Origin of the sequence: Dactylosporangium sp. CA-139066 (assembly GCF_050936175.1) — a bacterium.
In the GTDB taxonomy this organism is placed as follows: domain Bacteria; phylum Actinomycetota; class Actinomycetes; order Mycobacteriales; family Micromonosporaceae; genus Dactylosporangium.
On the sequence record NZ_JBNJNH010000001.1, the window covers coordinates 6,107,634 to 6,134,273 of the forward strand.

Below are 26,640 nucleotides of genomic sequence, written 5' to 3' on the forward strand. Positions count from 1 at the left end.
CCACCCCACGCCCGCCGCTACGTCGTGGTGCGCCGGGTCCGCCCGGTCCGGGCCGGCTCCTCCGGTGCGATCAACGGGTTGCCGGTGACCAGCCGCGCGTACGACAGGATCAGCTCGACCGCCTCCGCCGCGCGCAGCGTCGGGTGGCGGGCCACGATCCGATAGCCGTACGCGTCCTCGAGCGCGACCAGGTTGCGGGCGATCGACTGCGAGTCCGTCGCGAGGGTGAACGCCCCTTGCGCCGCTCCATGCTCGAGGATCGTCTGGTACATCGAGACCTGCCGGTCGTACAGCGTGGTCAGCAGGGCGGCGTAGACCCGGTTGCGGCCGGCCGCGCCGCCGAGCTCGCACAGCAGCCGCACGTCGGCGTCGTCGGCGTCCGTCGGCAACCCGGAGCGGATGGTCACCACCAGCTTCTGCACCGGGTCAGCGATGTCGGCGATTTTCTTCACGCGCAGCTCGTAGAAGCGCTCCATGCCGGCGTGGTGCGCTTCCAGCAGCAGGTCCCGCAGGTCCGGATAGTGGTAGAGGACCGCGCCGGAGGTCAGTCCGGCCTGCTCGGCCACCTGGTTGAGCAGCACCGTGTCGGTCCCATGCTGGATCATCGCCCGGCGGGCGGCCTCGATGAGGTCCTGGCGGCGTTCAGAGCGTGACTTGCGGGAGGTCATGCGGCACCGGTCCGGAGTACGACGTCAACACAATGCACACCACCATAGTGCCCGCGTATTGACTGTCGAGCGGCGACCTTGTTGAATCTCGGTTCAACAAAACGTTGGGAGGGGCGATGTCCCGGTTGACGGTCCTGTTCATGCCCGAGAGCGCGTACGGTCCGACCAACAACTGCATCGGCATCGGCGACGTGCTGCGCCGGCGAGGGCACCGGGTGGTGTTCGCCGCCGAGGCGTCGTGGCAGGGGAAGCTGACGGCGCTGGGCTTCGAGGAGGACCTCGTCGACCTCGCGCCGCCGGCGGAGAACGCCGAGGAGCAGGATGCCGGCCAGTTCTGGAAGGACTTCATCCGCGACACCGCCCCCGAGTTCCGCAAGCCGACGATCGAGCAGCTCGAGACCTGGGTCAAGCCGGTGTGGGCCGAGCTCATCAGCGGCGCCAAGTACTGCCAGCCGCGGCTGCTGGAGATCATCGCCCGGGTCCGGCCGGACGTCATCGTCGAGGACAACGTGGTCGCCTTCCCGGCGCTCAACACCGCCGGGGTGCCCTTCGTCCGGATCGTCTCCTGCAACCCGCTGGAGATCAAGGGTCCGGCCATCGCCCCGGTCTTCTCCGGTTACCCGGCCGCCGACCGGTCCGGCTGGGCGGACTTCCGGGCCGAGTACGACCGCGTGCACCGCCCGCTGTGGGAGGAGTTCGACGCGTGGGTGCGCGAGCAGGGCGCCCCGGGCCTGCCGGACCTCGAGTTCATCCACGAAGGCGACCTGAACCTGTACGTGTATCCGGCGATCGCCGACTACACCGACGCCCGGCCGCTCGGACCCACGTGGCAGCGCCTCGAGTCCTCGGTGCGGGAGACCGACGGCGACTTCGTCCTGCCGAAGCAGCTCGCCGAGCGTGACGGCGCCCTGATCTACTTCAGCCTCGGCTCGCTCGGGTCCGCCGACGTCGAGCTGATGCGGCGGGTCGTCGACGCGCTGGCCAAGACGCCGCACCGGTACATCGTCTCCAAGGGGCCGCTGCACGCCGAGTTCGAGCTGGCGGACAACATGTGGGGCGCCGAGTTCCTGCCGCAGACGAAGATCCTCCCGCTGGCCGACCTGGTCATCACGCACGGCGGCAACAACACCACGACCGAGGCCATGCACTTCGGCAAGCCGATGGTGGTGCTCCCGCTGTTCTGGGACCAGTACGACAACGCGCAGCGGGTCGACGAGCTCGGATTCGGGGTGCGCCTCGACCCGTATCGCTTCACCGACGAGCAGCTGCACAGCGCGATCGAGCGCCTCCTGGGCGACGACGGCCTGCGCAGCCGCCTCGCGGCGCACGGTGCGGCGATCCGGGCCGCCGACGGCCTGCGGCAGGCGGCGGACGCGATCGAGCGGCTGGCCGGCGCGACCGAGGCCGGTCGTTGACCGAGCGGCATGCCGCGGCGGCCCTGGCCGACGCCGAGGCGCGGGCCCGGCGCTCGCTCGCCGATGCCGCACCGGCCGTGTTCTGGACGGACCGCGCCGACGCGCCGCCGCCCCGGCCGCGGCACACGGGCGCCGGCACCGCCGAGCTCGTGGTGATCGGCGGCGGGTTCACCGGACTGTGGGCGGCCATCCTCGCCAAGCAGGAGAACCCCACCGCCGACGTGGTGCTGCTGGAGGCCCGCCGGATCGCCCACGGCGCCTCCGGGCGCAACGGCGGGTTCGTCTCCGACTCGCTCACCCACGGCCTGTCCCACGGCGCGTCGCGCTGGCCGGCCGAACTGGCGACGCTCGTCCGCCTCGGCCGTGAGAACCTCGCGGCGATAGCGGAAACGGTGCAGGAACACCACATCGACGCCGGCCTCAGGCTGTGCGGCAAGACGACCGTCGCGGTCGCCCCGCACCAGCTGGCCGACCTCGCCGCCCTGGCGGAGCTGCACCGCTCGCACGGCGACGACGCCACGGTGCTCGACGGCGAGCGGATGCGCGCGGACGTGGCGTCGCCGACGTACCTCGGCGGCGTGCGGCTGCGCGGGACGGGCGGCCTGGTCGACCCCGCCCGGCTGACCTGGGGGCTGGCGAGGACCGCCGAGGCGCTCGGGGTGCGCATCCACGAGGACACCCGGGTCACCGGCTTCGACCGCTCGGCGACCGGGGTGACGGTGCGCACGGCCGACGGGCGGATCTCCTGCCACCGGGTCGTCATCGGGACCAACGCCTACCCGCCGCCGCTGCGGCGGCTGCGGCACTGGATCCTGCCGGTCTACGACTACGTGCTCGTCACCGAGCGGCTCGACGACGCGCAGCGCGCGGAGCTGCGGTGGCCGGAGGGGCAGGGCCTCACCGACGCCGGCAACCAGTTCCACTACTACCGCCTCACCGACGACAACCGCATCCTGTTCGGCGGCTACGACGCCGTCTACTGGTTCGGCAACCGCGTCGACGAGGCACTCGAGCAGCGCGACGCCACCCACCGCCTGCTCGCCCGGCATTTCGCGGAGACCTTTCCGCAGCTCGACGGGGTACGGTTCACGCACCGCTGGGGCGGCGTGATCGACTCCACCACCCGGTTCACCCCGATGTTCGGTACCACCCGCGACCGTCGCATCGCCTACGCCGTCGGCTACACGGGCCTCGGCGTGGCCGCGTCCCGGTTCGGCGCGCAGGTCGCCCTCGACCTGCTTGCCGGGCGCGAGACCGAGCGAACCCGGCTGGAGATGGTGCGCCGGCGGCCCATGCCGTTCCCGCCCGAGCCGCTACGGTTCCCGGTCGTGGAAATGACCCGCCGGGCACTGGCCGCCGCGGACGCGCGCGCCGGGCGACGCGGCCCGTGGCTGCGGCTGCTCGATCGGTTCGGCGTCGGATTCAACAGCTGAGGAGCGGATGTGGCAGTACTGACGAACCCGGCGACCGGCGCCGTCATCGGCGAGGTCCCCGACACGCCCACGGCGGACGTCGCCGCGCGGGTGGCGACGGCGCGGGCCGCCTTCGAACAGTGGCGCGAGGCCACCCCGGCCGAACGGTCGCGGGTCCTGCTGCGCCTGGCCGACCTCGTCGAACGCGACGCCGGGGAACTGACCCGCCTCGAGGTCGAGGAGACCGGCAAGCCGGCGCCGGTCATGTCCGACGGCGAACTGCCGTTCGGCGTGGACAACCTGCGCTTCTTCGCCGGCGCGGCGCGGTCGCTGGACGGCACCGGCGCCGGCACGCTGTCCGCCGGCTACACGTCGCTGCTCGTGCGACGGCCCGTCGGCGTCGTCGGCTCGATCGCGCCGTGGAACTTCCCGCTCGTCATGGCGATCTGGAAGATCGCGCCGGCCGTGGCCGCCGGCAACGCGGTGGTCATCAAGCCCGCGCCCCAGACGCCCCGCACGACCCTGGCCCTCGCCCGCCTGATCGAGGAGGCCGGGGCCCCCGCCGGGCTCGTCCAGGTGGTCACCGGCGGCGCCGACGTGGGCGCGGCCCTGGTCGACGACCCGGGCGTGGACATGGTCAGCGTCACCGGGTCGACCCGCACCGGGCGGGAGGTGATGCGCGGCGCCTCGGCCCGCCTCAAGCGTGTGCACCTCGAGCTCGGCGGCAAGGCGCCGGCCATCGTCTTCGACGACGCCGACCTGTCCGAGATGGCCTCGGGCGTCGCGATGGGCGCCACCTACAACACCGGCCAGGACTGCACGGCCGCCACGCGGGTGTACGTCCAGCGACCGGCCTTCGCCGATGCCGTCGCGGCGCTCGAGGCGACCATGGCGAAGATCCGCATCGGCGATCCGTGGTCGGCCGGCACAGACATCGGACCGCTCATCTCGGCCGCGCACCGGGACCGGGTGGCCGCGTTCGTGGCCCGCGCGACGGCCGACGGGGCGAGCGTCGCGCTCGGCGGCTCGCCCGCCGACGGTCCCGGGTTCTTCTTCCCGCCGACCCTGATCCTGGGCGCCGATCAGCGCAGCGAGATCGTCCAGGGCGAGGTGTTCGGACCCGCCGTCGTGGTGCTGCCCTTCGACGACGAGGACGACGCGGTACGGCTGGCCAACGACGTCGAGTACGGCCTGGCGTCCTCGGTGTGGACCCGCGACGTCGCCCGCGCGCTGCGCACCGCCCACCGCCTCGACGTCGGTGTGACCTGGATCAACGATCATCTGCCGATTGCATCCGAGGCGCCGCACGGCGGGGTCAAGGGCTCCGGGTTCGGCAAGGACATGAGCCAGGAGTCGCTGGCCGAGTACTCCGTCACCCGCCATCTCATGATCAAGCACGCGGCGCCCGTCGCGCGCGACTCCTTCCGGCCCGCCTGACCCGGCACGCCCCGCTGCTCGACCGGTCGCGCCAGGCCGCCTGCACCGCGAACGCTTCGCCTGGTAGGCCACTGACACGGGCGGTGCTGGGCCGGCCATCGGATGCCCGCTGGCCGGCCCAGTTCCCGCTGTCGGCGGATCAACCGCCGTCGGGGGCTACAGGATGCCGCGGGCGGCGAAGGCGGCGCGGGTGGCGGCGGCGGCCGACGGGCCGTAGAGGCGCTGCGCGGCGGCGACCGTCGCCTGGGCCGCGGCCGCGAACGTGATGTCCGGCGTGAACGCGAACTGGGCCTCGACGATCAGCGTGGTGGCGCGGGTGTCGCCCAGGGCCGTGCGGATGTCCCACAGCGCGCGCGACCAGATCTCGCCGTCGGCGTGGACCTCGCCGACGACGTCGGCCGGGTAGTGCTTGTTGCCGTCGAGGCGGCGCAGGCAGTGCGGGGTGGTGCTGGTGTACGACGTGGAGTCCCAGTCGGCGACGCAGGCCTCCGGGGTCAGGGTCGGGGTGCCGGTGGACCAGCTGGTGACGGCGACGGCGAGGTAGTCGCCGAAGGCCTCGCCGATGGCGCCGGACTCCAGGGTCGTGCCGAAGCCGGGGACCTGACCGTCCTGGACCGAGTGGCCGTACTCGTGGACGATCACCTCGGCGTCCTCGCCGTCGTCGACGCCGCCCTTGCCGAGGGTGATGTTCGCCTTGTCGTCGCGGAAGAACGAGTTGTCGCCGCCGTACTGGTCGATGCGCAGCTCGATCTGGCGCTGGTTGACCGGGCGCAGCGTGGAGCCGAAGCCCAGGTGCTGCAGGTAGTGCTGGGCGGTGGTGACCCAGTAGTACCCCATGACCTGCTCGAACTGGTCGGCGTCGCGGTGGTAGGCCGGGAAGGCGCCGTCGACGAGGGTGGCGGCCTTGCCCGTCGAGCTCTTCACGATCACGTAGCGGCCGGCGAGGCGGCCCGAGCCGTCGAGGTCGGTCAGGGTCACCCGGCGGTACGCGGCCGCGAACGCCGGCAGGTCGGCGTCCTTGGCGTCGGTGAGATCCTGCCGGCCGAGCGCCTGGACCGGGTTGGGGGCGAAGACGGTGCCGGCGGCGGAGGTGGCCGCGGTGGCGGCCGAGGCCGCGGGGGTCGTCGTGACCAGGGCGGCCGCGATGGCCGCCCCGGTCAGCGTAAGGCTTCGTCGCATGCCGAAGTGGCGGGCGGCCGGCCAGGCGCGTTACTTCTTCGATGCGTTGGTCGGGCGTGCGGGCTGCGCCGGGTGCGACGGATGGGCGGGGTGACTGGGCTTGCCCTGGTCGGTCGGGGTCGGCGTCGGGGTCGCCGTGACGCCGAGCAGACGGCGGCAGTACGCGTCGACCGCGGGATCGCCGCCGCCGGCCAGGCGGGCCAGGAAACCCCGCTCGCCTTCGGTGAGCGGGCGGGCGTGCGAATCCGCCCGGAACGCCAGGAACGCCCGGCAGGCATCCGCCGCCGCGAACGTCGCCGTGGCTCCCGTGGCTCCCGTGGCTGACGTGGCGCCCGTGCTCGGACGGCCCGACGGCGTGGTGCTGGGGCGGTCCGTCGCGCGCGGTGACGTCGAGGCCGACGGTGCGTGATGGCCGCCATCGATCCAGTCGCGCACCGGGTCGGGCAGATGGCCGGTCCCGGTCGCGTAGGCGGTGCCGCCGATCGACAGCGCCGCGAAGGCGGCGGCCCCGGTGGCCAGCAGCCGGCGGCGCAGCGGCTTCGCCGGGCGGTACACCCGCCTGAACCCGGCCACGGCCGCGTCCTCGCCCGCGAGCTCGTGCGGGCGGCCCGGCGCCGCGGCGGCGCGCAGCAGCTCACCCAGCCGGCCGGCGGGTAGTTCGTCAGATTCCATCTCGACCGTCCTCGGCGGCGCTGCGGTGCTCACGAATTTGGGGGTGCTCGGCCAGCCGGCGCAGCCCGCGCATCGTGGCGATGCGGACCGCGCCAGAGCGCTTGCCGAGCACCCGGGCGGTGCCGGCGACGTCCAGGCCGGCGACGACGCGCAGCATGACGGCCTCGGCCTGCTCGCGCGGGAGGGTGGCGATCAGCCCGACGGCACGGTCGGTGTCGGCGAGCTCGACCACCTCGGCGGCGACGTCCGGCGCGGCGGCGGCGGCGCGCAGCTGGTCGATGGCCTCGTGGGGTTCCTCGTGGCGGCGCCACGCGCGCCGGTTCTCGTCGATGCCGCGGTTGCGGGCGACGCGGAAGAGCCAGACCCGGAACGCCGTCGCGCCACCCCGGAACCGCGACAGGTCCCGTGAGACCTGCAGCCACGTCTCCGAGGCGACGTCCTCGGCGGCGTCGCCGACGACCACGCGCAGGTACCGCAGCACGAGCGGGTGCAGGGCGCGCCAGAGCACCGCGAACGACGCCGGGTCGCCCTCGATGGCGGCGGCCAGCGCCGGTTCCAGGTCCTCGTCCTGTGCGCGCTGCATCGAGGCCGTCATCGGCGCGCCGCGGCCAGGCCGGCGCGCGTCATGGGCTTCCATCGCTGCCGCCCGCCGAGCAGCGCCGCCACCGTTCCCTGCACTACGACAAGGTAGAGCAACGGTCTGTACACCGCCTGTTGGAGGGGCACCGTCCATACGGACGACATCCGTTCGCCGTCCAGCCGTAGCGCGTATGCGGTCGTGACCATCTGCACCACGGTGAACCCGCACCAGACCGCCGCGACCTGCACAACGGGCAGGAAGAGCGCGCCGTAGACGGCGTAGACGTCGACCAGCGGCGCCACGAGCGGCAGCAGCATCTGGAAGAGCACCAGGTAGAGCAGCCCGCGCCGGCCGAGGCGCCCGCCGGCGCCCCGCTCCAGGACGGACGCCCGGTGCTTCCAGGCGGCCTGCATGGTTCCGAAGCACCAACGGTACCGCTGCCGCCACCACTGCGCCACGGTGCTCGGCGCCTCCGTCCACGCCACCGCGCGATCGGCGTAGACCGCCCGCCAGCCGGCGCGCAGCACCGCCATGGTCAGGTCGGTGTCCTCGGCCAGGGTGTCGGAGGGCACGCCGCCGGCGTCGCGCAGGGCCGTGCGCCGGAACGCGCCGATGGCCCCGGGGATGGTCGGCATGCACTCGCCGAGGTCGAACAGGCGCCGGTCGAGGTTGAAGCCGACGACGTACTCCAGGTGCTGCCACCGCCCGAGCAGCCCCTGGCGGTTGGCGACCTTCGTGTTGCCGCTGACCGCGCCGACCTGCGGGTCGGCGAACGGCTGGACGAGGCGCCCGATCGCGTCGGGCTCGAACACCGTGTCGCCGTCCACGAGCACCAGCAGATCGGCGCGGGCGGCGGCGATGCCGGTGTTGAGCGCGGCCGGCTTGCCGGCGTTGGGCTGCCGGATCAGCCGCAGGCCGGGCAAGCTCAGCCGCAGCCGCTGGACGATGGCGGCGGTTTGGTCGGTCGAGCCGTCGTCGACGACCACGACCTCGACGTCGGGATAGTCGCCGGCGGCCAGGGAGCGCACGGTGTGCTGGATGTTCGCCGCCTCGTTGTACGCCGGGACGATGACGGAGACCGGTCCGAGGTACGCCCGGCGGCGCGCATAGCGGCGGGATCGGCGGGCGTGCCGGCGGGCGGCCAGGACCTGCACGGCGAGCCGGACCAGCGCGAGGGCGGTCGCGGCGGCGACGAGCCAGCGGATGGCGAGGCTGAGCAGGTGCCCGGCGCCCTGGCTCCAGCGCAGGGCGGTACCGGCGGCGACCGCGACATTTCCGGCGGCCGGCGCCTCCGGCAGGTCGAGCCCGCTCGCGACGGTGACGAACCGGGTCGCGGCTCCCCCGGCCAGGATCCGGTGCACGGCCGCGACGGTCTGGGACCGGTCGCCGCCGCCGTCGTGCAGCATGACGACCGCACCGGCGCCGGGCGGGCCGGCGAGGGCGGCCCGCACGATCGCGTCGGCGCCGGGCCGCTCCCAGTCGCGGGTGTCGCGGTCGGCCAGGACGGCGAGGTAGCCCTGCCCGGCCGCCGTGCGCAGCACGTCGGCCTCGGCGGGGCCGAGCGCGTCCGGGGTCGAGGAGTACGGCGGGCGCATGAGCCGCACGGCGCGCCCGGTCGCCGCCGCGATCGCGTTGGCGGTCAGGGTCAGCTCCAGGCGCTGCCGGGCGGCCGGCTCGGCGGCGAGGTCGGGGTGGGTGAACGTGTGCACGCCGACCTCGTGGCCCTCGTCGACCATGCGGCGCACCAGCTGCGGGTAGCGGTTGACCTGGGAGCCGATGACGAAGAACGTGGCGTGGGCGTGGTACTGGCGCAGCAGGTCGAGCACCTGGGGCGTCCACCGCAGGTCCGGCCCGTCGTCGAACGTCAGCGCGAGCGAGCCCGCCGGCATCCCGGCCGCGTCGACGCCGCCGTCGGGCGCGAAGCGGATCACCGGGCCGTCGACGCCGGCCGGCGCCGCGCCGGCGACCGGCGCCCGGGGCCCCTCGCCGCCCGGGCTCGAGGCGAAGCCGTCGAGGCATAACTCGCCGAGCAGGACGGCGAGTGCAAGCAGCAATAACAGCCAGTGAGCGCGGGGCTCGCGCCGGCCTGCGTGTGCGGGCATCGGCTACTTGGCCTTGCTCGGCTTGTTGTTGCCCGGGTGCGACGTGGGCCGGTTGCCCGGTTTGCCGGTCGTCGCCGCCGGTGTCGGGCTCGCCGCTGGTGTCGCGCCGGCCGTCGTCGTGTGCGGCCGGGCCACGGCGGACGGCACGGCGGGGGCCGGAGCGGTGCCGAGGCGGCCGTCGGCGCCGCCGCGCTGCAGCACGCCCTGCCCGTCGTTCGGCAGGCCCGGCAGCGGTACCGGCGAGGAACCCAGCAGGCCGGCGATGAGCAGCCCGCCCACGGCGATCAGCAAGATGCCGAACGCGGCGCCGAGGGCGGTGACCAGCCGCCGCCGACGGCCGCTGCGATCCATGAACACGGGTTCCACGCCCGCAACAAGCGGCGCAGCCCCTCCCCGCGTTACCCGGAGTTTTTCGGGAAGGTCGTCACAACCGGCGGAGCTGTCCGGTCATAGCTGGCGACCGACAACGACGGAGGCAGTCATGCCATCAACCGACACCACCCGCGCCGGGCCCGCCGAGGCGTGGCGCACCGCCCTGACCGTACTGCAGGAGGTGCACCCTCCCATCCCCGAGGGGGCGCACGCAATGACGATCGTGGTCGAGTACCCGCCCGGCAGCCCCGGCACACCGCCGCACCGGCACTCCGGCCCGGCGTTCGGCTACGTGGTCGAGGGCGAGATGCGCTTCGAGCTCGAGGGCGAGCCGATGCGGGTCCTGCGCGCCGGCGAGGCCTTCTGGGAGCCCGGCGGCGACGTCGTCCACTACCAGGACGGCAACAACCGCGACGACGCGCCCGTGCGCTTCACCGTGACGATGCTGTGCCGCCCCGGCCAGCCCATGCTCACCCTCGTCGACCCCGACGAGCTCCAACTGCGCGCCGACCGGCGCGCCACCCCGGAAAGATCGTGATGCACATGAACATCGCCGTGATCGGCGGGACCGGTCTCATCGGCTCGCAGGTGGTCAAGCTGCTGCAGGCGGCCGGGCACGACGCCGTACCGCACTCGCCGTCGACCGGGCTGGACCTGCTCAGCGGGGCCGGCCTCGACGAAGCGCTCAAGGGCGCCGACACCGTGGTCAACCTGACCAACTCGCCGACCTTCGACGACGCCTCGGCCGCGTTCTTCCGCACCAGCATGGACAACCTGCTGGCCGCGGCGGGCGCCCACGGCGTCGGCCACGCGGTGATCCTGTCCATCGTCGGCACCGACGAGGTGCCGGACCTGGCCTACTACCGGGCCAAGGCCCTGCAGGAGGAGCTGCTCAAGGCCGGTCCGGTGCCGTACTCGATCGTGCGCGCCACGCAGTTCTTCGAGTTCGTCGAGGCGGTCCTGTCCTGGACCTCCGACGAGCACACGGTCCGGCTGCCGGCCACCCCGATCCAGCCGATGGCGGCGGCGGACGTGGCCCGGGCCGTGGCCGACGTCAGCGCGGGGGCGCCGCTCGGCGGCATCCGCAACGTCGCCGGCCCGGACGTGTTCACCCTCGACGAGCTGGGCCGCATCACGCTGGCCGCGAAGGGCGACCCGCGCACCGTCACCACCGACCCGTCCGCGGGCATGTTCGCGGCCGTGCCGGGCGACGCGATCATCGCCAAGCCGGGCGCGGTGCTGGCCCCCACCCACTACCGCGAGTGGCTGGCGTCGCACTGAGCGGACCTCGCCGCCGTGCTCAGACGGGCACGGCGGCGAGCTTGGCCGGGTTCATCTGCCACAGAATGTGCTCGATGCCGTCCTCCGACGCGGCGACCGTGACGGCGCCGAACACGTTGCCGTCGCGGCGCAGTACGGCGCTGGTGCGGCCGTTGGTGGCGACCAGCGACACCTCCACGCCGTCCCAGAACCAGGCGCCGAAGGCCAGCAGGTAGCTCGCGACACGGGCGGCGCCGACGACCGGGCGGCGGGCGATGCGGGGTGCGCCGTTGCCGTCGGAGATGCTGGCCACGTCGGCGGCGAAGAGGCGTTCCAGGGACTCGAGGTCGCCGGTGCGGGCCGCCCGCAGGAACGTGGTCAGCAGCTCTCTCTGCGCGGTTTCGGACGCCGGGTTGCGCCGCTCGCCGGCCACGTGCCTGCGGGCGCGGCTGACCAGCTGGCGTACGGACGGCTCGTTCGCCTGCAAAATCTCGGCGATCTGGGAGTAGGGGTAGTCGAACGCCTCGCGGAGCACGTACGCGGCGCGCTCGGTCGGCGAGAGGCGCTCCATGAGCATGAGGACCGCGAGCTCGAGGGCCTCGCCGCGCTCGGCGCCGAGGTGCGGGTCGGCGGCGGTGTCGACGGGCTCCGGCAACCACGGGCCGACGTAGGTCTCGCGGCGGGCCCGCGCGGACTGCAGCGCGTTGATGGCCAGGCGGGTGGTCGCGGTGGCCAGGAACGCGCCCGGGTTGGCCACGGCGGCGCGGTCGGTCGTCTGCCAGCGCACCCAGACGTCCTGCACGAGGTCCTCGGCCTCGGCGACGCTGCCGAGCATGCGGTAGGCGATCCCGAACAGCCGCGGGCGCACGGCGGTGAAGACGGCCGCCGCCTCGTCCAGGTCCACCCGCTGCCTCCCGCGATTTTCTCGGTCGCTACCACGATGCCGAACGCCTGGCGGGGCCCGATCGTCGGGGTGGTGTACACCGACGACAAGGGCGCCTTCACCTGGGACTACAACATCCGAAGCGGCCCCGGCGACGTCATCACCGTGCGGGCCGAGGGCGCCACGTCGGGCCGCCGCGCCCAGTTCTCCTACAAGCTGATCTGAGGGGCCGCCAGGGCCATCCGATGCTGAACCCGGAGCGTCGCCGGTGCCGCCGGCGTTACGCAGCGTCGCCCCATATCGCGGACGCCGCAAGGTTCGGCGCCTCAAGCCCCCAACCGTCGCTCGGAGTGATGGGCTGGCCACTGGTCGGCGCGACGGTAGGTGCCTCCCGCCGGGTGGCACCGCCCACCGCAGCACGGCATCCGCCGCGCCGGCCCACAGCTGCGGTTACGGTCGGGTCATGTATGCAGACCTGAACGGAATCAACCTGTACTACGAGACGCACGGCGAGGGCCGGCCGCTCATCCTGCTGCACGGCGGGCTCGGGTCCGGCGAGATGTTCGGGCCCGTGATCCCGGCGCTGGCCGCGCGGCGGCAGGTGATCGCCGTTGACCTGCAGGGCCACGGGCGGACCGCGGACGTCGACCGGCCGCTCGACCTCGGGATCATGGGCAGCGACATCGCCGCGCTCATCGGGCATCTGGGGCTGGAGAAGGCGGCGCTGGTCGGCTACTCGCTCGGCGGCGGGGTCGCGCTGCGGGCCGCGGCCGACCATCCGCACCTGGTCGAGAAGCTGGTGGCGGTGTCGGCGCACGCGCGTACCGATGCCGTCTATCCCGAAATGCGGGCCCAGCAGGGTCAGGTCGGCGCGGCGGCCGAGACCGCCCGCGGCCGCGCGACGTACGCCGAGGTCGAGGAGTCCGAGGCCGACCTCGAGCGGTTCCGCGCCTGGATCGCCAAGATCATCGCCCGCGACTACTTCGGGGCCCCGGGCCGGACCGCGGCGCAAGCCGCGATCGACCGCTGCGCCGCCGCGCTTGCCGACTTCGAGGCCGCCGCCGTGGCCGCCGAGACCGGCGCTCCACAGGACCAGTGAAGGACGACACCCTCATGCCGTGGTGGCTGCAAACCGTGATCGGCCTCGCGGCCGCGCTGGTCGTCGTCTGGGCGGCCCTGATCGTCGCGCTGCTGATCGCCAAACCGGGCAGGGCGCAGCTCGGCGAGGCGGTGCGCCTGCTGCCGGACCTGCTGCGGCTGCTGCGCCGGCTGGCCTCCGATCCGGCCATGCCGCGCGGGGTGCGGGTCCGGCTCGGGCTGCTGCTGGTCTACCTGGCCGTCCCGATCGACGTGATCCCCGACTTCGTCCCCGTCCTGGGCTACGCCGACGACGCCATCATCGTCGTCGCCGTGCTGCGCTCCACCGTGCGCCGCTCCGGCCTGGACGCCGTCCGCGCCCACTGGCCCGGCACCGACGACGGCTTCGCCGCCCTGTGCCGCCTGACCGGCCTGCGCAGCGCCGGCTGAAGCAGCTGGGCAGGCCACTCCCGCCCGGCTCCTCGATCGCACCGTGGATGCTCCCCCGGCCGGCGACGATCGTGGGCGGGGCAACATCGACACGAAAGGGGAGCGCCGGTGATCGGCATCGCAGGGCCGGGAGTTCAGCTGCCGCGGCTGGAGGGGCACCGCGGGTACATCGTGGCCGTCGACGACGACCCCGACCTGCGGGCGCTCATGGCCGCCCAGCTGGCGCGCGGCGGCTACGAGGTGGCCACGGCGGCCGACGGGCCGGCGGCGATCGCGCTCATCCAGCAGCGGCCGCCGGACGCGGTGGTGCTCGACGTCGCCATGCCGGGCATGTCCGGCGTCGAGGTGTGCCGGCAGCTGCGCAACATCGAGTCGACGGTCGCCGTGCCGATCGTCATGCTGACCGCGCGTACCCAGGTGAACTTCGAGATGGAGGGCCGCATGGCGGGCGCCGACGCCTACCTCGCGAAGCCCTACTCGGCCCGCACGCTGCTCGCCCACATCGAGGACCTGCTGCTGTCCTGAGCCGCGTCGCCCACGACGGCCGCGCGCAGCCCTACTCGGCCCGCACGCTGCCGGCCCACATCAAGACCCGCTACTGCCCTGAGCCGCGTCGCCCACGACGGCCGCGCGCAGCCCTACTCGGCCCGCACGCTGCCGGCCCACATCAAGACCCGCTACTGTCCTGAGCCGCGTCGCCCACGACGGCCGCGCGCAGCCGTTCGAGGGCGGCGCGGCGGGCCCCCGCCAGCGCGGGCTCCTTCGTCACGGCGGCGGGTTTCAGCGGTACCGCACGAGCCAGCTCCGCAACGCCCTCCTCAATGGCGCCGAGGAGCGCGGGGCCCCATGTCCCGCCGACGACGACGAGCCCGGGGTCCACCAGCGCGACGACGGCGGCGACCACGCCCGCGACCGCGGCGCCGACGGCCCGGCGGTCCGCGGCCAGCACGGCGCCGGCGTCGATCGCCGTCGTGCCCGGCAGGCGCACGCCGAGCCGGCCGAACGCCTCGATCAGCGGCATCGCGCGGCCCTGCGGCCCCGTCGTGACCAGGTGCGCGATCTCCCCGGCGAAGCCGGACCGGCCGCGGATGACCTCGCCGCCGGCGACGAGCGCGCAGCCGAGGCCCTCGCCCAGGTACAGGTACGCGAAGTCCTCCCCCGCGTGCTCCCGCTCGGCCCGCGCCGCCCAGTTGACGTCGTTGTCGACCGTCACCGGCCCGCGCACGTGCGCCGCCATGACGGCGACCGGGTCGAGCTCGCCGACGAGGAACGGCGCGTCGGGCAGGTGCACGAGCCGGTCCGTCGCCCGGTCGACCGGGTCGGCCGCCGAGACCACCGCGAGCCGCGGCGGCCCTGCACCCGCCGCCAGCTCCCAGCACACGCGCTCGAGCGCGGCGGCGACGTCGGCGGGCGCGGCCGGGCGGCCGACGGAGTGTTCGAGCCGGTCGGCGGTGTCGCCGTAGGCGTCGAAGATCTCCCCGACGATGCCCTGCGGCGCGATCGACACCGCCAGGGCCATGCCGGCCGACTCGGCCAGCGCGTAATACGAGCCGACGCGGCCCTTGCCCCGCCCGCCCGGGGTCCGCTCGCCCGTGTCGGCGACCAGCCCACGCTCGGCGAGGCGGCGCACGCTCTCTCCCGCGGTCGGCTTCGAGATCCCGATCTCGGCGGCCAGCTCGGCGCGGGTCAGGCGCCGGTGGCGCATGAGGGCGCGCAGCACGTGCTCGTCGGTCTGCGAGCGGAGCAGGTCCATGTGTGCCAATTCTAGTCAGGCCCCTTGCCTAGAAGAGTCCCCCTCGGTACGGTCTACATCAAGTAAAGCGCCTTAACTAGAAGGAGCGCCCATGCTTCCACACTGGGAGGAGACGCCGGCCGACCTGCCGGCCGCCGTCCGCGAGATCAAGGCCGCCATCCGCGCGCGGATCGCCGCGTCCGGGCGCACCGTCGAGGAGGTCTTCGCCGTCGTCGAGCGGCGCATCGCCGCCGAGGTCGAGGACATCGAGGCCACGCTGAGCCGCGGCGAGCCGGTGTGGCCGGTCATCGACTACGCCGACATCGCGGCCGGCACCGTCCCCGCCGAGCAGGAGGCGCTCCTGCACCGCCGCGGCTGCCTGGTCGTGCGCGGGCACTTCGAGCGCGAGCAGGCGCTGGGCTGGGACCGCGGCATCGTCGACTACGTCGAGGGCAACCGGTTCTTCGAGCACTACCGCGGCCCGGGCGACGACTTCTTCGGCACCGTCGGCTCCAAGCCCGAGATCTACCCGATCTACTGGTCGGCGGCGCAGATGCAGGCGCGGCAGAGCGAGCGGATGGCGCGGGTGCAGGCGTTCCTGAACCGGCAGTGGAAGTACGAGTCGGAGGGCGTGCGATGGTTCGACCCGGACCGCGACTCGCTCTACCCCGACCGCATCCGCCGCCGTCCGGAGGGCGCCGACTCCGCCGGCCTGGGCACCCACCTCGACCCGGGCACGCTCGACCTGTGGATGACCCAGGCCTACCAGCGGGCGTTCCGGCACCTGTTCGACGGCAGCGTCGAGCAGTACGACCCGTGGGACGCCGCCTACCGCACCGACGGCCCGCAGTATCCGGGCAGCACCATGTGCTCGGCCTTCCGCACCTTCCAGGGCTGGACGGCACTCTCGGACATGGACCACGACCAGGGCGTGCTCCACACGGTGCCGATCCCGGGCGCGATGGCCTACCTGATGCTGCGCCCCCTGCTCGCCGACGTCCCCGACGACGACATGTGCGGCGTCACCGTCAACCAGGTCTTCCCGGCCAACGAGCAGTGGCACCCCCTGCTCATGCGCGCCCAGGCCGGCATCCCCGACGTCAAGGCCGGCGACTCGGTCTGGTGGCACTGCGACATGATCCACAGCGTCGCCCCGGTGCGAAACCAGCGCGGCTGGGGCAACGTCATGTACATCCCGGCCGCCCCGTGGTGCCCACGCAACGAGCGCTACGCGGCGAAGGTCCGCGCCGCGTTCGAGACGGGCTCGAGCCCGGCGGACTTTCCGGAGGAGCATTACGAGCGCTCGTGGCCGGACCGCTTCGGCCTCTCGGACCTGAACGCGATCGGCCGCCGCGGCCTGGACCTCGCCACGACCTGACCCCCGCCCGACCACCACGCCCGGCCCACCTCGACCCGGCCAGCCTCAGCCCCGCCAACCTCGGCCCGGGCCAGCCTCGGCGCGGGAGGACCTCGACGGGCCAGCCGCCGCGGGGGCCGGGCCACGCAACGAACGACCCGCGCCCGGGAATGTCGGCCCGACCAGCACGGCCCGGCCAGCCTCAGCCCCGCCAACCTCGGCCCGGGCCAGCCTCGGCGCGGGAGGACCTCGACGGGCCAGCCGCCGCGGGGGCCGGGCCACGCAACGAACGACCCGCGCCCGGGAATGTCGGCCCGACCAGCACGGCCCGGCCAGCCTCAGTCCCGCGAGCCTCAGCCCGGCCGACCTCGGCGCGGGAGGACCTCGACCGGCCAGCCGCGCCGGGGCCGGGCCACGCAACGAATCGACCCGCGCCCGGGAATAATGGCCTGGTCGCCTCGGCGCGGCCGGTCGTCGGGCGCTCGGCCTCGGAGAGAGTTGACGCGGCGGCCGGCCGTCGCGTTGTGGGCCGTCGCGTTGTGGGCCCTCGCGAGGACTTGGCGCCGCGGCCCGGCAGCTCTGACCCGGCCGGACATTTCGGGCGTGATCTATCCCCGGCGTGGCGAGCCGTCGCGGGCTGGACCTCGCACCGACCTCATGCACGCCGTCGTCGGACGCCCGGTCTCGCAAGCCTCGGCGTTGTCGGCCGGCCGTGGACGGGAGCGCACCGCGACCACGCGCCGCCGTTAACGGCCCGGCGTGGGCGGCCTCGGCGTTGCCGACCGGCGCGGACAAGGAACGCACCGCGACCCGGCGCCGTCGTTGGGCCACTCGGCGTGGGCGGCCTCGGCGCTGCCGACCGGCGCGGACAAGGAACGCACCGCGAGCCGACGCCGTCGTTGGGCCACTCGGCGCGGGCGGCCTCGGCGCTGCCGACCGGCGCGGACAAGGAACGCACCGCGAACCGACGCCGTCGTTGGGCGTCTGGGTGTGGGTAGCCTCGGCGCGTTCCGCCGTGGTGGGCTTGGTCTCGCTACGATCTGACGCCGTGTCCGGATGGCTGCTGCGTGACGAGGACGACGAGCCGATCGTGGCGTGCGCCGACATCGAAGGGCTGTTCGCCGATCTGCCGCCGCGGGCGCGTGAGGAGTACACCCTCGTTGGCTGCGTGCCCGACGGGCCGCTTGCCGCGATCCTGCGCGACGGCGGGACAGGGTGGCTCGGCAACGTGTGGCTCGCGGCCCGGCCGGGCGACCCGGCGACGCGGCGCGGCTGGGTGGGCGAGCAACTGCTCGACGTGACGGTGCTGCGCGCACGACCCTCGGCGGCCGGGAGCGGACTCCTCGACGTCGATCTCGACGGCATCGTCCAAGTGTACGACCGAACCGACGCCGTGTGGGGGCCCGCGGACGTCACCGGGTACGTGCTCAGCGGGCCCGGTGACGAGCCGTGCGGCGGCTGCGCGGACGTCACGGGCGTGTTCCGGGGCGAGGGCGAGCCGCCAGTACCGTGGGTCGTGCTTCGCGGATGCCGGTCCGCACCGCGCCTCGACAGCGAGCTCTCCGCCGAGGTGTGCCTCGTTGGGGACGACGGTGCGGTCGTGCGGCTGGTTGGCTACGAGGTGACCGGTACCGTCGTGGCGGTCGCGCCGTCCGGGCTCGGCGACGGGCTGGTCGACGTTACCGTCAGCAGCGATCCGCGTGAGCCGCACCCGGCCGCCGCGCGGGGCGTCGTCGAGCGGTGGCGGGGCGGGCGGCCGGGCGAGCGCAACCTGTGGGGGCCGTACGACCGGGCGCTGCGTCACGAGTGGCTGGGGCTGGCGCTGTCCCATGCCGGTACCGCGGCGCCGGATCGGGCGGCCGGCGCCACGTACGAGCTCGACGGCCGGTTCGTCACCGACATCGAGGGGTTCTACTGCGCGATCGGTGAGGCCATCAACGGGCCCGGCGGGTACTTCGGCTGGAATCTCGACGCCCTCGACGACTGTTTCGCCGGCGGTTTCGGTGCACGGCCGCCGTTCCGGCTCGTGTGGCGCGACGCCGCGGTCGCCCGCGGGCACCTCGTCGAAGGCTACGACCGGCACCGGTACGGGCCGGCGATCACCCTCGACCACCTGCTCGCCATCCTCACCGAGCATCGCATCGACGTCGAGCTGCGCTGACGGCTCCCCCGCCGCGCGCGGATGGCGGCCGGCCGCCAGAATTGCGGGCGGACGGGACTCTCGGGGACGGGGCGGATGTTGACTGACGTGGTGACGCCGTGGTGGCAGGCGGTCGACGAATCCGTCGAGAAGCTCGTCGCGGCGCTGACCTCAGCGGCCGCCCGAGCCGCCCGCCGCGCCGAACGGCGCCGTGGTCGTCGGCGCCGGACCGGGCCGAAGGGGCACAGCCAGGGTATCCGCCGCCAGCTCGCCGACGTCGTCCGCGCCCGGCGGCTGGCGCCGGGCGAGGCGGTCGACCACAAGACGGTCTCGGCACTGTTCGCCGGTCATCGCGGGCTCGTGACGAACCCGGCGCTGGTCGTCGCCGTCGCCCGGGCGTGCGCGATCATCGCCGACCGTAAGCTCACCGCGAAGGAGGCCGACCGGCTGCGCGCGGCGAGCGTGCACATCGCGCGGCTGATCGCCGCGGCGGAAGAGGCCGACCGCGTCGCCGCGCTCCCACCGCCCGCCCCGGTGCCGGAGCCCGTTCCCGTAGCAGCGCCCGTGCTAGTCCCAGCGCCCGTCCCAGTCCCGGCACCGGTGTCACCTCCCGCGCCCCGGCGGCCGCGCAGGGTGCTGACCGTGGCCGCGCTGCTCGCCGTTGTCGCCGTGCTGATCGTGTTGGCGATGGTCGGCGCGTTCTCGACGTAGGCCCAGCCTTTGCCCGGCGACGCGCGGCCGGCGACATCCCCGTCCGAGATGCCGCCGGCCGGGCCCGCGATTTGGCCGGGCACGCGGTCAGAACTTTGAGTACGCGCCCGCGTCGATGTCCTCGACCAGGGTGGGGCCGGTCGGCGTCCAGCCGAGCAGCTCCTGCGTCGCGGTGCTGCTCGCGGCGAGGTTCATGGCGAAGAAGCCGCCGATGAAGCCGAAGTGGCCGGGCACGTCGTCCGGGGCGATCGAGGCGACGGGCAGGTCGTACGCGCGGCCGAGCGCCTCGGCGATCACCCGCGACGGCACGGCGGTCTCGGCCACGGCGTGCAGGCGGGAACCCGCCGGCGCCTTCTCGAGGCCGAGCGTGACCATGCGGGCGGCGTCGGTGCGGTGCACGGCCGACCATGCGGTGCTGCCGTCGCCCGGGTAGCCGGAGACGCCCTTGTCGCGGGCGACCGCGCCGATGATCGCGATGAACCCGTGGTCGCCCACGCCGTGCACGGTTGGGGCGAAGCGCAGGCTCACGCTGTGCACGCCGCGCTCGACGTACTCGAGCGCGAGGTTCTCGCTGCCGCCGCGGGGCGAGTCCGGGCCGTGGAACGGCGAGGGGTCGGCCTCGGTGGCCGCGCGGTCCTGGGAGAGCCCGGCGACGCCGGAGGCGAGCAGGAACCGGCGCCCGCTGCCGGCGAGGGTGTCGCCGATGGTCTGCACGGCGTTGCGCTCGGCCGCGTTGGAACTGGCCGGGTTGGACCAGTCGTGCTTGTTGGCGAGGTGGATGACGGCCTCGGCGGCCTCCGCGCCGGCGCGGAGGCTGTCCAGGTCGTCGAGGTCGCCGCGCCGGACGCGGGCGCCCTTGGCCTCCAGTGCCGCGGCGGAGTTGTCGGATCGGGCCAGGCCGGTGACCTCGTGGCCGGCGGCGAGCAGGTCGTCGACCACGGCGGAGCCGATCCAGCCGGAGGCTCCGGTGACGAATACGCGCATGACGTGCGCTCCTTCGACGTGCGATGTCAGTGACAGACATAGCGTACCTCGCCATGTCAGCCGCTGCCATCACTACACTGATCCTGTGGTGCGATGGGAACCGGGAGCCCCGCAGCGGCTGCAACGAGCCGCGCTGGAGCTGTTCACAGAGCGTGGCTTCGAGCAGACCACGGCCGCGGAGATCGCGCAGTCGGTCGGCCTGACCGAGCGCACCTTCTTCCGGCACTTCAGCGACAAGCGCGAGGTCCTGTTCTACGGCCAGGAGAGGCTCGTGCGCACGTTCGTCGAGGGCGTGGAGTCGGCCCCGCCCGGCGCGTCGCCGATGGAGATGGTCACCGCCGCGCTGCGCTCGGGCGCGGGCTTCTTCACCGACGAGCACCGCCCGCACTCGCGGACCCGGCAGTCGGTGATCGACGAGAACCCGGCGCTGCAGGAGCGCGAGCTGCACAAGCTCGCCACCCTCGGCGTGACGCTCGCCACCGCACTGCAGGCGCGCGGCGTCGACCGGGCCACGGCCGAGGTGGCCGCGCAGACCGGCATGACGGTGTTCGGGATCGCGTTCGCCCGGTGGATTCGCGAGGGCGAGACCCGCTCGATCGCCGACATCGAGACCGATGTCCTGCGGGAGCTGCGCTCGCTCGTCGCGCCGGCGGCCTGACGCCGCTGTGGAGATGTGATGGAGATCCATCCCAGGCGGTCATGCATCGGGGCTGGCGCGGGTTAGGCTCCCGCCGTGCGCGACCTCACCCGAATCCGCTTCTGGCTCGTCCTGTTTGTGATCGGCCTCGACATCAGCGGCGTCACCGCGTTTCCGCTCGAGGCCGAGAGCGGGCTGCTGGTGCGGATCCTGCACGCCTCGTGGTCGCCGGCGCCCGAGCACCTGCCGGTGCTCGTGGACTTCCTCGACCGCGTCCACCACGGCATCGTCGAGACCGGCCGGCAGTATCCGTTCATGGCGTACGGCACCGACTGGCTCGCGTTCGCGCACCTCGTCATCGCCGTGGCGTTCTGGGGCCCGTACCGCGACCCGGTGCGCAACATCTGGGTCGTGCACTTCGGCATGATCGCGTGCGTGGCCGTCATCCCGCTGGCCCTCATCGCCGGCCCGGTCCGCGGCATCCCGCGGTGGTGGCAGCTCATCGACATGTCGTTCGGCGTGTTCGGCATCGTGCCGCTGTTCTTCGCCGAGCGGGCGATCCGCCGCCTCGCCAAGCAGGAAGCCGCGCCCGCCGCCGACCGCGAGCAGCAGCTCGTCAGCTGACCGGACTCCGACTCTGGTTGTCCATAGTGGACCAAACCGGGCCGCTCGCCTCGGCGTCGAGCGTCAGGCGGCGGCGAAGAGCAGCTCGCGCAGGCGGGGGCGCAGGCGGAGCACCGCGATCACCAGCGGGACCGTCAGCGCCAGGCGGGCGACCAGCAGCGGGATCATCAGCTCCAGCCGCAGCGTGAAGCCGTGCTCGTCGGCGAGGGTGGCGTGCGGCAGGGCGAAGCCGGCGGCCACCACGACCGCCGCGCCGATCCGCCAGAACACCACCGTGCGCGTGCGCAGGACCGCGTCCGGATCGCCGTCGCGGCTGCGCACCAGGAGGGTGGCCAGGGCGTACCAGGCGACGGCGGCGAGGAGTTGGGTGTAGAAGAGGAACGTCTCCGCGGTACCGATGCGCTGGCCGTTTTCCAGCAGTGACAACGACGGCGTCGGCAGGCCGGGGATCACGGCGAGCAGCGCGGCGATGTCGGCGACCGCGATCAGGGCGAACAGCCCGGTGAGCGTGAGCAGCAGGAGCGTGGCGACCTCGATCCGCTCCCAGGCCGCGGCCTTCACACCCGCCACCCGTGCGCCTGCACGGCGAGCCGGTCGGCGGCCCCGGCGTCGGCGGTCAGCACGGCCCAGCGGCCCCCGGCGACCACGGTCTCGGCGCCGAACGTGACGACGGTCTCGGTGTGCATGTGGCTGACCCAGTCGTCGCGCTGCCGGCCGTCGTCGAACGTCACCACCGTGACGTCGTGGTGGTTGACCTGGCACTGGACGCTCTCCCGCACGCCCGGCTGGGCGGGCAGCCGGGACGCCTCGGCACAGCCGGCCGCGGCGGCCAGCTGGAACGGCGACGGCGGCGCGACCGGGAACAGGCTCTGGGCCGCCCACCAGCCGAGCCCCGCGATGAGCACGGCCCCGGCGATGACCAGTTCGGTCCGGGTGGAGATCACCGGCGCACTGTAGCGGACCATGGGTCAGGCCCGCCGGATCGGCATGTGCGTCGGCGCCGCCGGCCCGCCGAGGAACGTCGCGACCAGGTCGGCACACAGCCGTGGCTTCTCGATCAGCAGCGTGTGCGAGGCGTTCGGTACCACGGCGAGCTCGGCGTCGGGCAGCCCGCGGTACAGCTCCAGGGTGTGCTCGAGGGAGACGGCGTCGTCGTCGCCGACGAGCACCAGCGTGCGGCAGCCCACCGCCTTCAGCTCGGCCGCGCTCAGCGCGAGGTCCCCGGCCGCGGCGGAGGCGGCGATCCGCTCGATGACGGAGGCGAGATGGCCGGGTCCTTCCGGCGAGACCTCGGCGTGCTGGTCGTAGATGACCTGCGGGATGTCGGCGGGCGAGGCGGGCGGCAGCAGCCCGCCGTCCTGGTGGAACGCGCCGCTGATGAGCACCAGGCGCGACACCAGGTCCGGACGGGCCAGCGCGGCCAGCAGCGCCACCACCGCGCCCGCGCTGTAGCCGACCAGGGCCGCCGGCTCGCCCACGACGTGCTCCAGGAACGCGACCGTGTCGGCCGCCATGACCTGCGGGCTGAGCGGGCCGCCCGGATCCGGGGTGTGGCCGTGGCCGCGCCGCTCCGGCTGGTAGAGCCGGAACGATCCGGCCAGCGCGTCGAGGTTGCCGGCGAAGCAGCGCGAGTCGACGATCGCGCCGTGCAGCAGCACCACCGGCTCGCCCGCGCCGCGTTCGTCGTACCAGGTGCGCAGGCCGTTGATCTCGGCGTACCGCTGCATCGCGACCTCCCCCGTCGTCCGCCCTGATTGTGTCGCACGCGGCCCTGGTTTCGCAGACCCGGCGTGGCGGCCCGGCGCCGGCGACGGCCGCGTGGTGCGCATAACGAATCCGGTCAAGGAGGGGTCGTGGACTTCGCTGCGGCCGACGCGATCAACCAGGCCATCCGCCTGCTGAGCCTGCGCCACCGGGCGCGGGCCGCGACGCTGCTCGCCCCGCTGGGGCTGCATCCGGGCCAGGAGGCGCTGCTGCTCGAGCTCGACCGGACCGGCCCCCGCATCCAGGCGCAGCTCAGCGAGGCCCTCGGCTGCGAGCCGCCCAGCGTCACGCTCATGATCCGCAAGCTCGAGGCGTCCGGGCACGTCCGCCGCGCGCCGGCGCCCACCGACAGACGGGCGAGCCTGGTCGAGCTGACCGAGAGCGGCGCGGCGCTGGCCGAGCGGGTCAAGGAGACCTGGCGCGCGCTGGCCGAGGAGACCGTGGCCGGCCTGGCCGCCGCCACGGTGGCCGAGCTCCCCGGCATACTGACGGCCACGACGGGCAATGTCGACCCGCGACGCGCTCGCTTTCGTTCTCGTTAAGTGTTGCTTATATCCCCCGCTGGGCGGTTTCGCCGCCGAGATCATTCCGTTACGTTCGGTGTCGAGCCCGCCGGCCACAGTCATCCAACCCCGGGTGACCCGGGCGGGCGCCGCCGAGTCGTATTCCGAGCCGGGGACCCACCGTTCCTGGGGTGAATCCGTGACCACGGTAGGGCGCACCTTCTTCTCGCCCGAACCCGTCAGCTAACCCGGTAGGCGGTCACGGAAGAAGGACTGTGCCGTGTTCAACGGACGAACGACGCTGCGCTCCGTAGTCGTCGGCGTGGCGGTCGCCGCGCTGATCGCCCCGGCCTGCGCCGCGCACGCCGATCCGAGCCCCGAAGAAATCCAGGCCCAGATCGACAAGGGCAACAACGAGGTCGAACTCATCGTCGAGCAGTACAACAAGGTCAACGGCGACCTCGCCGCCACCCAGACGGCGCTGACGTCGCTCGAGGCCGACCTGGTGCCGCTGCAGTCCCGCATGGACGCGGCGCACGCCGACGCCGACTCGGTCGCCGTCAACGCCTACAAGACGGGCGGCGGCAACCTGCGCACCATGTCGCTGGTGCTCGGCGCCGGCTCCTCCGACGCGTTCTTCGACCGCGTCGGCACCCTCGAGCAGATCTCCCGCAGCCAGCAGCAGGACCTCGCCGCATACACGTCGGCGAAGACCACCTTCGACGCGCAGAAGCAGCGCCTCAACGAGACCCTCGCGGCGCAGAACCGGCAGAAGGCGGAGCTGGAGACCCGCAAGAAGCAGATCGAGGGTGACATCGCCCGCCTCGACGAGATGCAGCGCAAGGCCGACGCGGCGGCCAAGGCCGCGGCCGCGGCGGCGAAGAAGCCCGCCCCGACCACGAACACGAACACCAACCCCGGCGCGCCCCCGAAGGTCAACGGCGCCGCCGGCAAGGCGGTCGCCTACGCCTGGGCGCAGCGGGGCAAGCAGTACGTCTGGGGCGCCGCGGGGCCGGACACGTTCGACTGCTCGGGCCTGACCATGATGGCGTGGAAGGCGGCCGGCGTCACGCTGCCGCACAACGCCGCACAGCAGTACGCGAAGGTCCGCCACATCTCCAGAAGCCAGCTGCAGCCGGGCGACCTGGTGTTCTACAACAATCTGGGGCACGTGGGCATCTACATCGGCGACAACCAGATCATCCACGCCCCGAACAGCCGCACGGTCGTGAAGGTCTCGCCGATCGACATCGACACGCTGTACGGCTACGGCCGCCCATAACCGGGCGACGCTCGGTCCCCGTGCCTGCGGGGACCGAGCGGCAGGACGGGCGGGGCCTAGCGACGGGTCTCCGGAACCCGGCGGCGCGCCGTCATCAGCAGCGCGACCGCCCCCAGCCCCAGCAGCACGGTGATCCCGCCGGTGACCGCGTTGTTCCACACGATGCCGGCCGTGCTCGACGAGCGCTGGATGATGAACGGCGACACGATGATCCACACGCCGATCGCGGTCATCGCCCAACTGAGCCGGTACATCCGCGCGGGGGCCATGGCCAGCCCGAGCGCGATGACGCCCACCAGGATGCCCAGAATCAGGTTGTTCACCGCCACATTCGGCGCCGAACCGCTGAACCCGATGACCCACGGCGAAATGGCCAGCCAGCCACCGGCCAGCAGTACCAGCCCGTCGATGGCGACCGCCTGACCGCTCGCCGCGACCCGCTCGAACCGCTGCCGCATCTCAAGGGCGTCGGGGTGCTCCCCGATCTCGCGGTACTGCGAAACCCCGGACACAATGCACCTCCCGTACAGACGACAACCAGCTGCGTTCCAACCGGCCCACTACCCGCCACCTCCCACCCGACGCATTTCGTGGACAATCGCTCGTAATCACCCCGGTGACCCCGGTTTGATGCGAAAAACGGGTCAGCCGAAGCGGCCGGCCATCGCGTCGTACACCGCCGGCAGCAGCGCCCGCACGGCCACCGGCAGCCGCAGCCAGCCCGGCAGGTAGGCCTCGGCCCGGTCGTGACGCAGTGCACGCACGACCGCGGCGGCGGCCCGGCCGGGCGGCATCGGTCGCGGGATGCGCCGCTCGTACGCCCGCCCGCGCCGGTCGAAGAACTCGGTGTCGACGACGCCCGGCACGACGGTGGACACCCGCACCGGGCGGCCGCGCAGCTCGAGGCGCAGGCTGTGGGCGAACACGTCGAGGGCCGCCTTGGTCGCCGCGTAGACCGCCTCGCCGGCCACCCCGAGCCGGCCGGCGATCGAGGTCACGTACAGCAGGTGCCCGCCCTGCTCGCGCATCCCCGGCAGCAGCACGCGGGTCATGTCGATCGGCGCGCGCAGGTTGACCTGCAGCAGCCGGTCCAGCACCGACTCGGGCATGCCGGCGACGTCACCCGCCCAGCCGACCCCGGCGTTGCACACCAGCGCATCGACGCGGCCCCACCGCTCGAGCACCCGCTCGGCCAGGCGCGCGCCGGCGCCCGGCCGCGACAGGTCGGCGAGCACCCCGGGCACGCCGGTCTCCCGCGACACGGCCCGCAGCCGGGCCGGGTCCCGGCCGGTCACGATCACCGTGGCGCCCGCCCCGGCGAGGTCGGCGGCCACGCAGCGGCCGATGCCGGAGGAGGCACCGGTGACGAGCACCACCGATCCGGCGAGCCGCATCCTCG

At 73.7% G+C, this 26,640-nt stretch carries 30 protein-coding genes and 1 riboswitch; of the genes, 16 read left to right on the top strand and 14 right to left on the bottom strand.

Annotation, left to right across the window (positions count from 1 at the left end; translation table 11 throughout):
- Positions 1–17 precede the first annotated feature (17 nt).
- Positions 18–668: a TetR/AcrR family transcriptional regulator gene (locus ACQEVU_RS28020; RefSeq protein WP_433328602.1), complete on the bottom strand. Its 651-nt coding sequence runs from the start codon at positions 666–668 to the stop codon at positions 18–20.
- 116 nt (positions 669–784) lie between these two features.
- Between ACQEVU_RS28020 and ACQEVU_RS28025 the strand changes: the two genes are divergently transcribed.
- The 3 genes from ACQEVU_RS28025 to ACQEVU_RS28035 are packed head-to-tail and all read left to right on the top strand — an operon-like array spanning position 785 to position 4,932.
- Complete coding sequence (locus tag ACQEVU_RS28025) at positions 785–2,083, top strand: glycosyltransferase (protein ID WP_433328604.1); 1,299 nt, start codon at positions 785–787, stop codon at positions 2,081–2,083.
- Positions 2,080–3,516 carry an NAD(P)/FAD-dependent oxidoreductase gene (locus tag ACQEVU_RS28030; RefSeq protein ID WP_433328606.1) on the top strand — a complete coding sequence of 479 codons (1,437 nt, stop codon included), beginning with the start codon at positions 2,080–2,082 and terminating at the stop codon, positions 3,514–3,516. The genes ACQEVU_RS28025 and ACQEVU_RS28030 overlap by 4 nt, the downstream gene beginning before the upstream one ends.
- Positions 3,517–3,525: 9 nt before the next feature.
- Positions 3,526–4,932, top strand: a complete 1,407-nt coding sequence (locus ACQEVU_RS28035) for an aminobutyraldehyde dehydrogenase (RefSeq protein ID WP_433328608.1) — start codon at positions 3,526–3,528, stop codon at positions 4,930–4,932.
- 156 nt (positions 4,933–5,088) lie between these two features.
- Here the strand turns inward: ACQEVU_RS28035 and ACQEVU_RS28040 are convergent, their stop codons facing one another.
- The 5 genes from ACQEVU_RS28040 to ACQEVU_RS28060 are packed head-to-tail and all read right to left on the bottom strand — an operon-like array spanning position 5,089 to position 9,831.
- Complete coding sequence (locus ACQEVU_RS28040) at positions 5,089–6,111, bottom strand: M36 family metallopeptidase (protein ID WP_433328610.1); 1,023 nt, start codon at positions 6,109–6,111, stop codon at positions 5,089–5,091.
- Positions 6,112–6,141: 30 nt separating this feature from the next.
- Positions 6,142–6,783, bottom strand: a complete 642-nt coding sequence (locus ACQEVU_RS28045) for a hypothetical protein (RefSeq protein ID WP_433328612.1) — start codon at positions 6,781–6,783, stop codon at positions 6,142–6,144.
- Positions 6,773–7,366 (bottom strand): RNA polymerase sigma factor, encoded by a 594-nt coding sequence (locus ACQEVU_RS28050; protein ID WP_433328614.1) that lies wholly within the window; start codon positions 7,364–7,366, stop codon positions 6,773–6,775. Before ACQEVU_RS28050 ends, ACQEVU_RS28045 begins: the two co-directional genes overlap by 11 nt.
- 8 nt (positions 7,367–7,374) lie before the next feature.
- Positions 7,375–9,417: a bifunctional polysaccharide deacetylase/glycosyltransferase family 2 protein gene (locus tag ACQEVU_RS28055; protein ID WP_433328616.1), complete on the bottom strand. Its 2,043-nt coding sequence runs from the start codon at positions 9,415–9,417 to the stop codon at positions 7,375–7,377.
- Between the two features lie 51 nt (positions 9,418–9,468).
- Positions 9,469–9,831, bottom strand: a complete 363-nt coding sequence (locus tag ACQEVU_RS28060; RefSeq protein WP_433328618.1) for a hypothetical protein — start codon at positions 9,829–9,831, stop codon at positions 9,469–9,471.
- A gap of 115 nt (positions 9,832–9,946) precedes the next feature.
- Here ACQEVU_RS28060 and ACQEVU_RS28065 point away from each other — a divergent pair, with 115 nt between their 5' ends.
- Both ACQEVU_RS28065 and ACQEVU_RS28070 read left to right on the top strand, forming a co-directional pair.
- Positions 9,947–10,375, top strand: a complete 429-nt coding sequence (locus ACQEVU_RS28065) for a cupin domain-containing protein (protein WP_433328620.1) — start codon at positions 9,947–9,949, stop codon at positions 10,373–10,375.
- A 5-nt stretch (positions 10,376–10,380) separates the two neighbouring features.
- Positions 10,381–11,118, top strand: coding sequence for an SDR family oxidoreductase (locus ACQEVU_RS28070; protein WP_433328622.1), 738 nt, complete (start codon positions 10,381–10,383; stop codon positions 11,116–11,118).
- Positions 11,119–11,137: 19 nt separating this feature from the next.
- Here ACQEVU_RS28070 and ACQEVU_RS28075 read toward each other — a convergent pair whose 3' ends face one another.
- A complete protein-coding gene (locus ACQEVU_RS28075) occupies positions 11,138–12,001 on the bottom strand; it encodes an RNA polymerase sigma-70 factor (protein WP_433328624.1) in 864 nt (287 codons plus the stop codon).
- A 36-nt stretch (positions 12,002–12,037) separates the two neighbouring features.
- Between ACQEVU_RS28075 and ACQEVU_RS28080 the strand changes: the two genes are divergently transcribed.
- The 4 genes from ACQEVU_RS28080 to ACQEVU_RS28095 all read left to right on the top strand — a co-directional run bounded on the left by ACQEVU_RS28080 (position 12,038) and on the right by ACQEVU_RS28095 (position 14,032).
- The gene (locus ACQEVU_RS28080; RefSeq protein WP_433328626.1) at positions 12,038–12,205 is read left to right on the top strand and encodes a hypothetical protein; all 168 of its coding nucleotides are present in this window, start codon (positions 12,038–12,040) and stop codon (positions 12,203–12,205) included.
- Positions 12,206–12,443: 238 nt separating this feature from the next.
- Complete coding sequence (locus ACQEVU_RS28085; RefSeq protein ID WP_433328628.1) at positions 12,444–13,079, top strand: alpha/beta fold hydrolase; 636 nt, start codon at positions 12,444–12,446, stop codon at positions 13,077–13,079.
- Positions 13,076–13,507 (top strand): YkvA family protein, encoded by a 432-nt coding sequence (locus tag ACQEVU_RS28090; RefSeq protein WP_433328630.1) that lies wholly within the window; start codon positions 13,076–13,078, stop codon positions 13,505–13,507. The genes ACQEVU_RS28085 and ACQEVU_RS28090 overlap by 4 nt, the downstream gene beginning before the upstream one ends.
- Positions 13,508–13,615: 108 nt before the next feature.
- Positions 13,616–14,032, top strand: a complete 417-nt coding sequence (locus ACQEVU_RS28095) for a response regulator transcription factor (RefSeq protein ID WP_433328632.1) — start codon at positions 13,616–13,618, stop codon at positions 14,030–14,032.
- 142 nt (positions 14,033–14,174) lie between these two features.
- Here ACQEVU_RS28095 and ACQEVU_RS28100 read toward each other — a convergent pair whose 3' ends face one another.
- Positions 14,175–15,260 (bottom strand): ROK family protein, encoded by a 1,086-nt coding sequence (locus ACQEVU_RS28100; protein WP_433328634.1) that lies wholly within the window; start codon positions 15,258–15,260, stop codon positions 14,175–14,177.
- Between the two features lie 91 nt (positions 15,261–15,351).
- Here ACQEVU_RS28100 and ACQEVU_RS28105 point away from each other — a divergent pair, with 91 nt between their 5' ends.
- From ACQEVU_RS28105 to ACQEVU_RS28115, 3 genes are all read left to right on the top strand, one after another.
- The gene (locus tag ACQEVU_RS28105; RefSeq protein WP_433328636.1) at positions 15,352–16,617 is read left to right on the top strand and encodes a YbiU family protein; all 1,266 of its coding nucleotides are present in this window, start codon (positions 15,352–15,354) and stop codon (positions 16,615–16,617) included.
- Between the two features lie 1,027 nt (positions 16,618–17,644).
- Positions 17,645–18,757, top strand: coding sequence for a barstar family protein (locus ACQEVU_RS28110; protein ID WP_433328638.1), 1,113 nt, complete (start codon positions 17,645–17,647; stop codon positions 18,755–18,757).
- Between the two features lie 75 nt (positions 18,758–18,832).
- Positions 18,833–19,447, top strand: a complete 615-nt coding sequence (locus tag ACQEVU_RS28115) for a hypothetical protein (protein ID WP_433328640.1) — start codon at positions 18,833–18,835, stop codon at positions 19,445–19,447.
- A gap of 87 nt (positions 19,448–19,534) precedes the next feature.
- On the opposite strand, the gene ACQEVU_RS28120 is transcribed toward ACQEVU_RS28115, so the two are convergent.
- Complete coding sequence (locus ACQEVU_RS28120; RefSeq protein WP_433328642.1) at positions 19,535–20,431, bottom strand: SDR family oxidoreductase; 897 nt, start codon at positions 20,429–20,431, stop codon at positions 19,535–19,537.
- Positions 20,432–20,516: 85 nt separating this feature from the next.
- Between ACQEVU_RS28120 and ACQEVU_RS28125 the strand changes: the two genes are divergently transcribed.
- Together ACQEVU_RS28125 and ACQEVU_RS28130 are read left to right on the top strand one after the other, a co-directional pair.
- Positions 20,517–21,089 (top strand): TetR family transcriptional regulator, encoded by a 573-nt coding sequence (locus ACQEVU_RS28125; protein ID WP_433328644.1) that lies wholly within the window; start codon positions 20,517–20,519, stop codon positions 21,087–21,089.
- Between the two features lie 75 nt (positions 21,090–21,164).
- A complete protein-coding gene (locus tag ACQEVU_RS28130) occupies positions 21,165–21,692 on the top strand; it encodes a hypothetical protein (protein WP_433328646.1) in 528 nt (175 codons plus the stop codon).
- A 63-nt stretch (positions 21,693–21,755) separates the two neighbouring features.
- Here the strand turns inward: ACQEVU_RS28130 and ACQEVU_RS28135 are convergent, their stop codons facing one another.
- From ACQEVU_RS28135 to ACQEVU_RS28145, 3 genes are read right to left on the bottom strand one after another with little or no spacing between them, the layout of a single operon-like run.
- Complete coding sequence (locus ACQEVU_RS28135; RefSeq protein ID WP_433328648.1) at positions 21,756–22,262, bottom strand: hypothetical protein; 507 nt, start codon at positions 22,260–22,262, stop codon at positions 21,756–21,758.
- Complete coding sequence (locus ACQEVU_RS28140) at positions 22,250–22,636, bottom strand: hypothetical protein (RefSeq protein ID WP_433328650.1); 387 nt, start codon at positions 22,634–22,636, stop codon at positions 22,250–22,252. The genes ACQEVU_RS28135 and ACQEVU_RS28140 overlap by 13 nt, the downstream gene beginning before the upstream one ends.
- 24 nt (positions 22,637–22,660) lie before the next feature.
- Positions 22,661–23,419, bottom strand: coding sequence for an alpha/beta fold hydrolase (locus ACQEVU_RS28145; protein ID WP_433328652.1), 759 nt, complete (start codon positions 23,417–23,419; stop codon positions 22,661–22,663).
- A 126-nt stretch (positions 23,420–23,545) separates the two neighbouring features.
- On the opposite strand from ACQEVU_RS28145, the gene ACQEVU_RS28150 reads away from it, so the two are divergent.
- Both ACQEVU_RS28150 and ACQEVU_RS28155 read left to right on the top strand, forming a co-directional pair.
- Positions 23,546–23,998: a MarR family winged helix-turn-helix transcriptional regulator gene (locus ACQEVU_RS28150; protein WP_433328654.1), complete on the top strand. Its 453-nt coding sequence runs from the start codon at positions 23,546–23,548 to the stop codon at positions 23,996–23,998.
- A 101-nt stretch (positions 23,999–24,099) separates the two neighbouring features.
- Positions 24,100–24,232: riboswitch (cyclic di-AMP (ydaO/yuaA leader) on the top strand.
- Between the two features lie 7 nt (positions 24,233–24,239).
- Positions 24,240–25,241 carry an NlpC/P60 family protein gene (locus tag ACQEVU_RS28155; RefSeq protein ID WP_433328656.1) on the top strand — a complete coding sequence of 334 codons (1,002 nt, stop codon included), beginning with the start codon at positions 24,240–24,242 and terminating at the stop codon, positions 25,239–25,241.
- 56 nt (positions 25,242–25,297) lie between these two features.
- Here ACQEVU_RS28155 and ACQEVU_RS28160 read toward each other — a convergent pair whose 3' ends face one another.
- Both ACQEVU_RS28160 and ACQEVU_RS28165 read right to left on the bottom strand, forming a co-directional pair.
- Entirely contained in the window at positions 25,298–25,753 is a 456-nt protein-coding gene (locus tag ACQEVU_RS28160; protein ID WP_433328658.1) for an SPW repeat protein, read from the bottom strand.
- Between the two features lie 132 nt (positions 25,754–25,885).
- On the bottom strand, positions 25,886–26,635 hold the full coding sequence (locus ACQEVU_RS28165) for an SDR family NAD(P)-dependent oxidoreductase (RefSeq protein ID WP_433328660.1): 750 nt from the start codon (positions 26,633–26,635) through the stop codon (positions 25,886–25,888).
- Between the last annotated feature and the right edge of the window lie 5 nt (positions 26,636–26,640).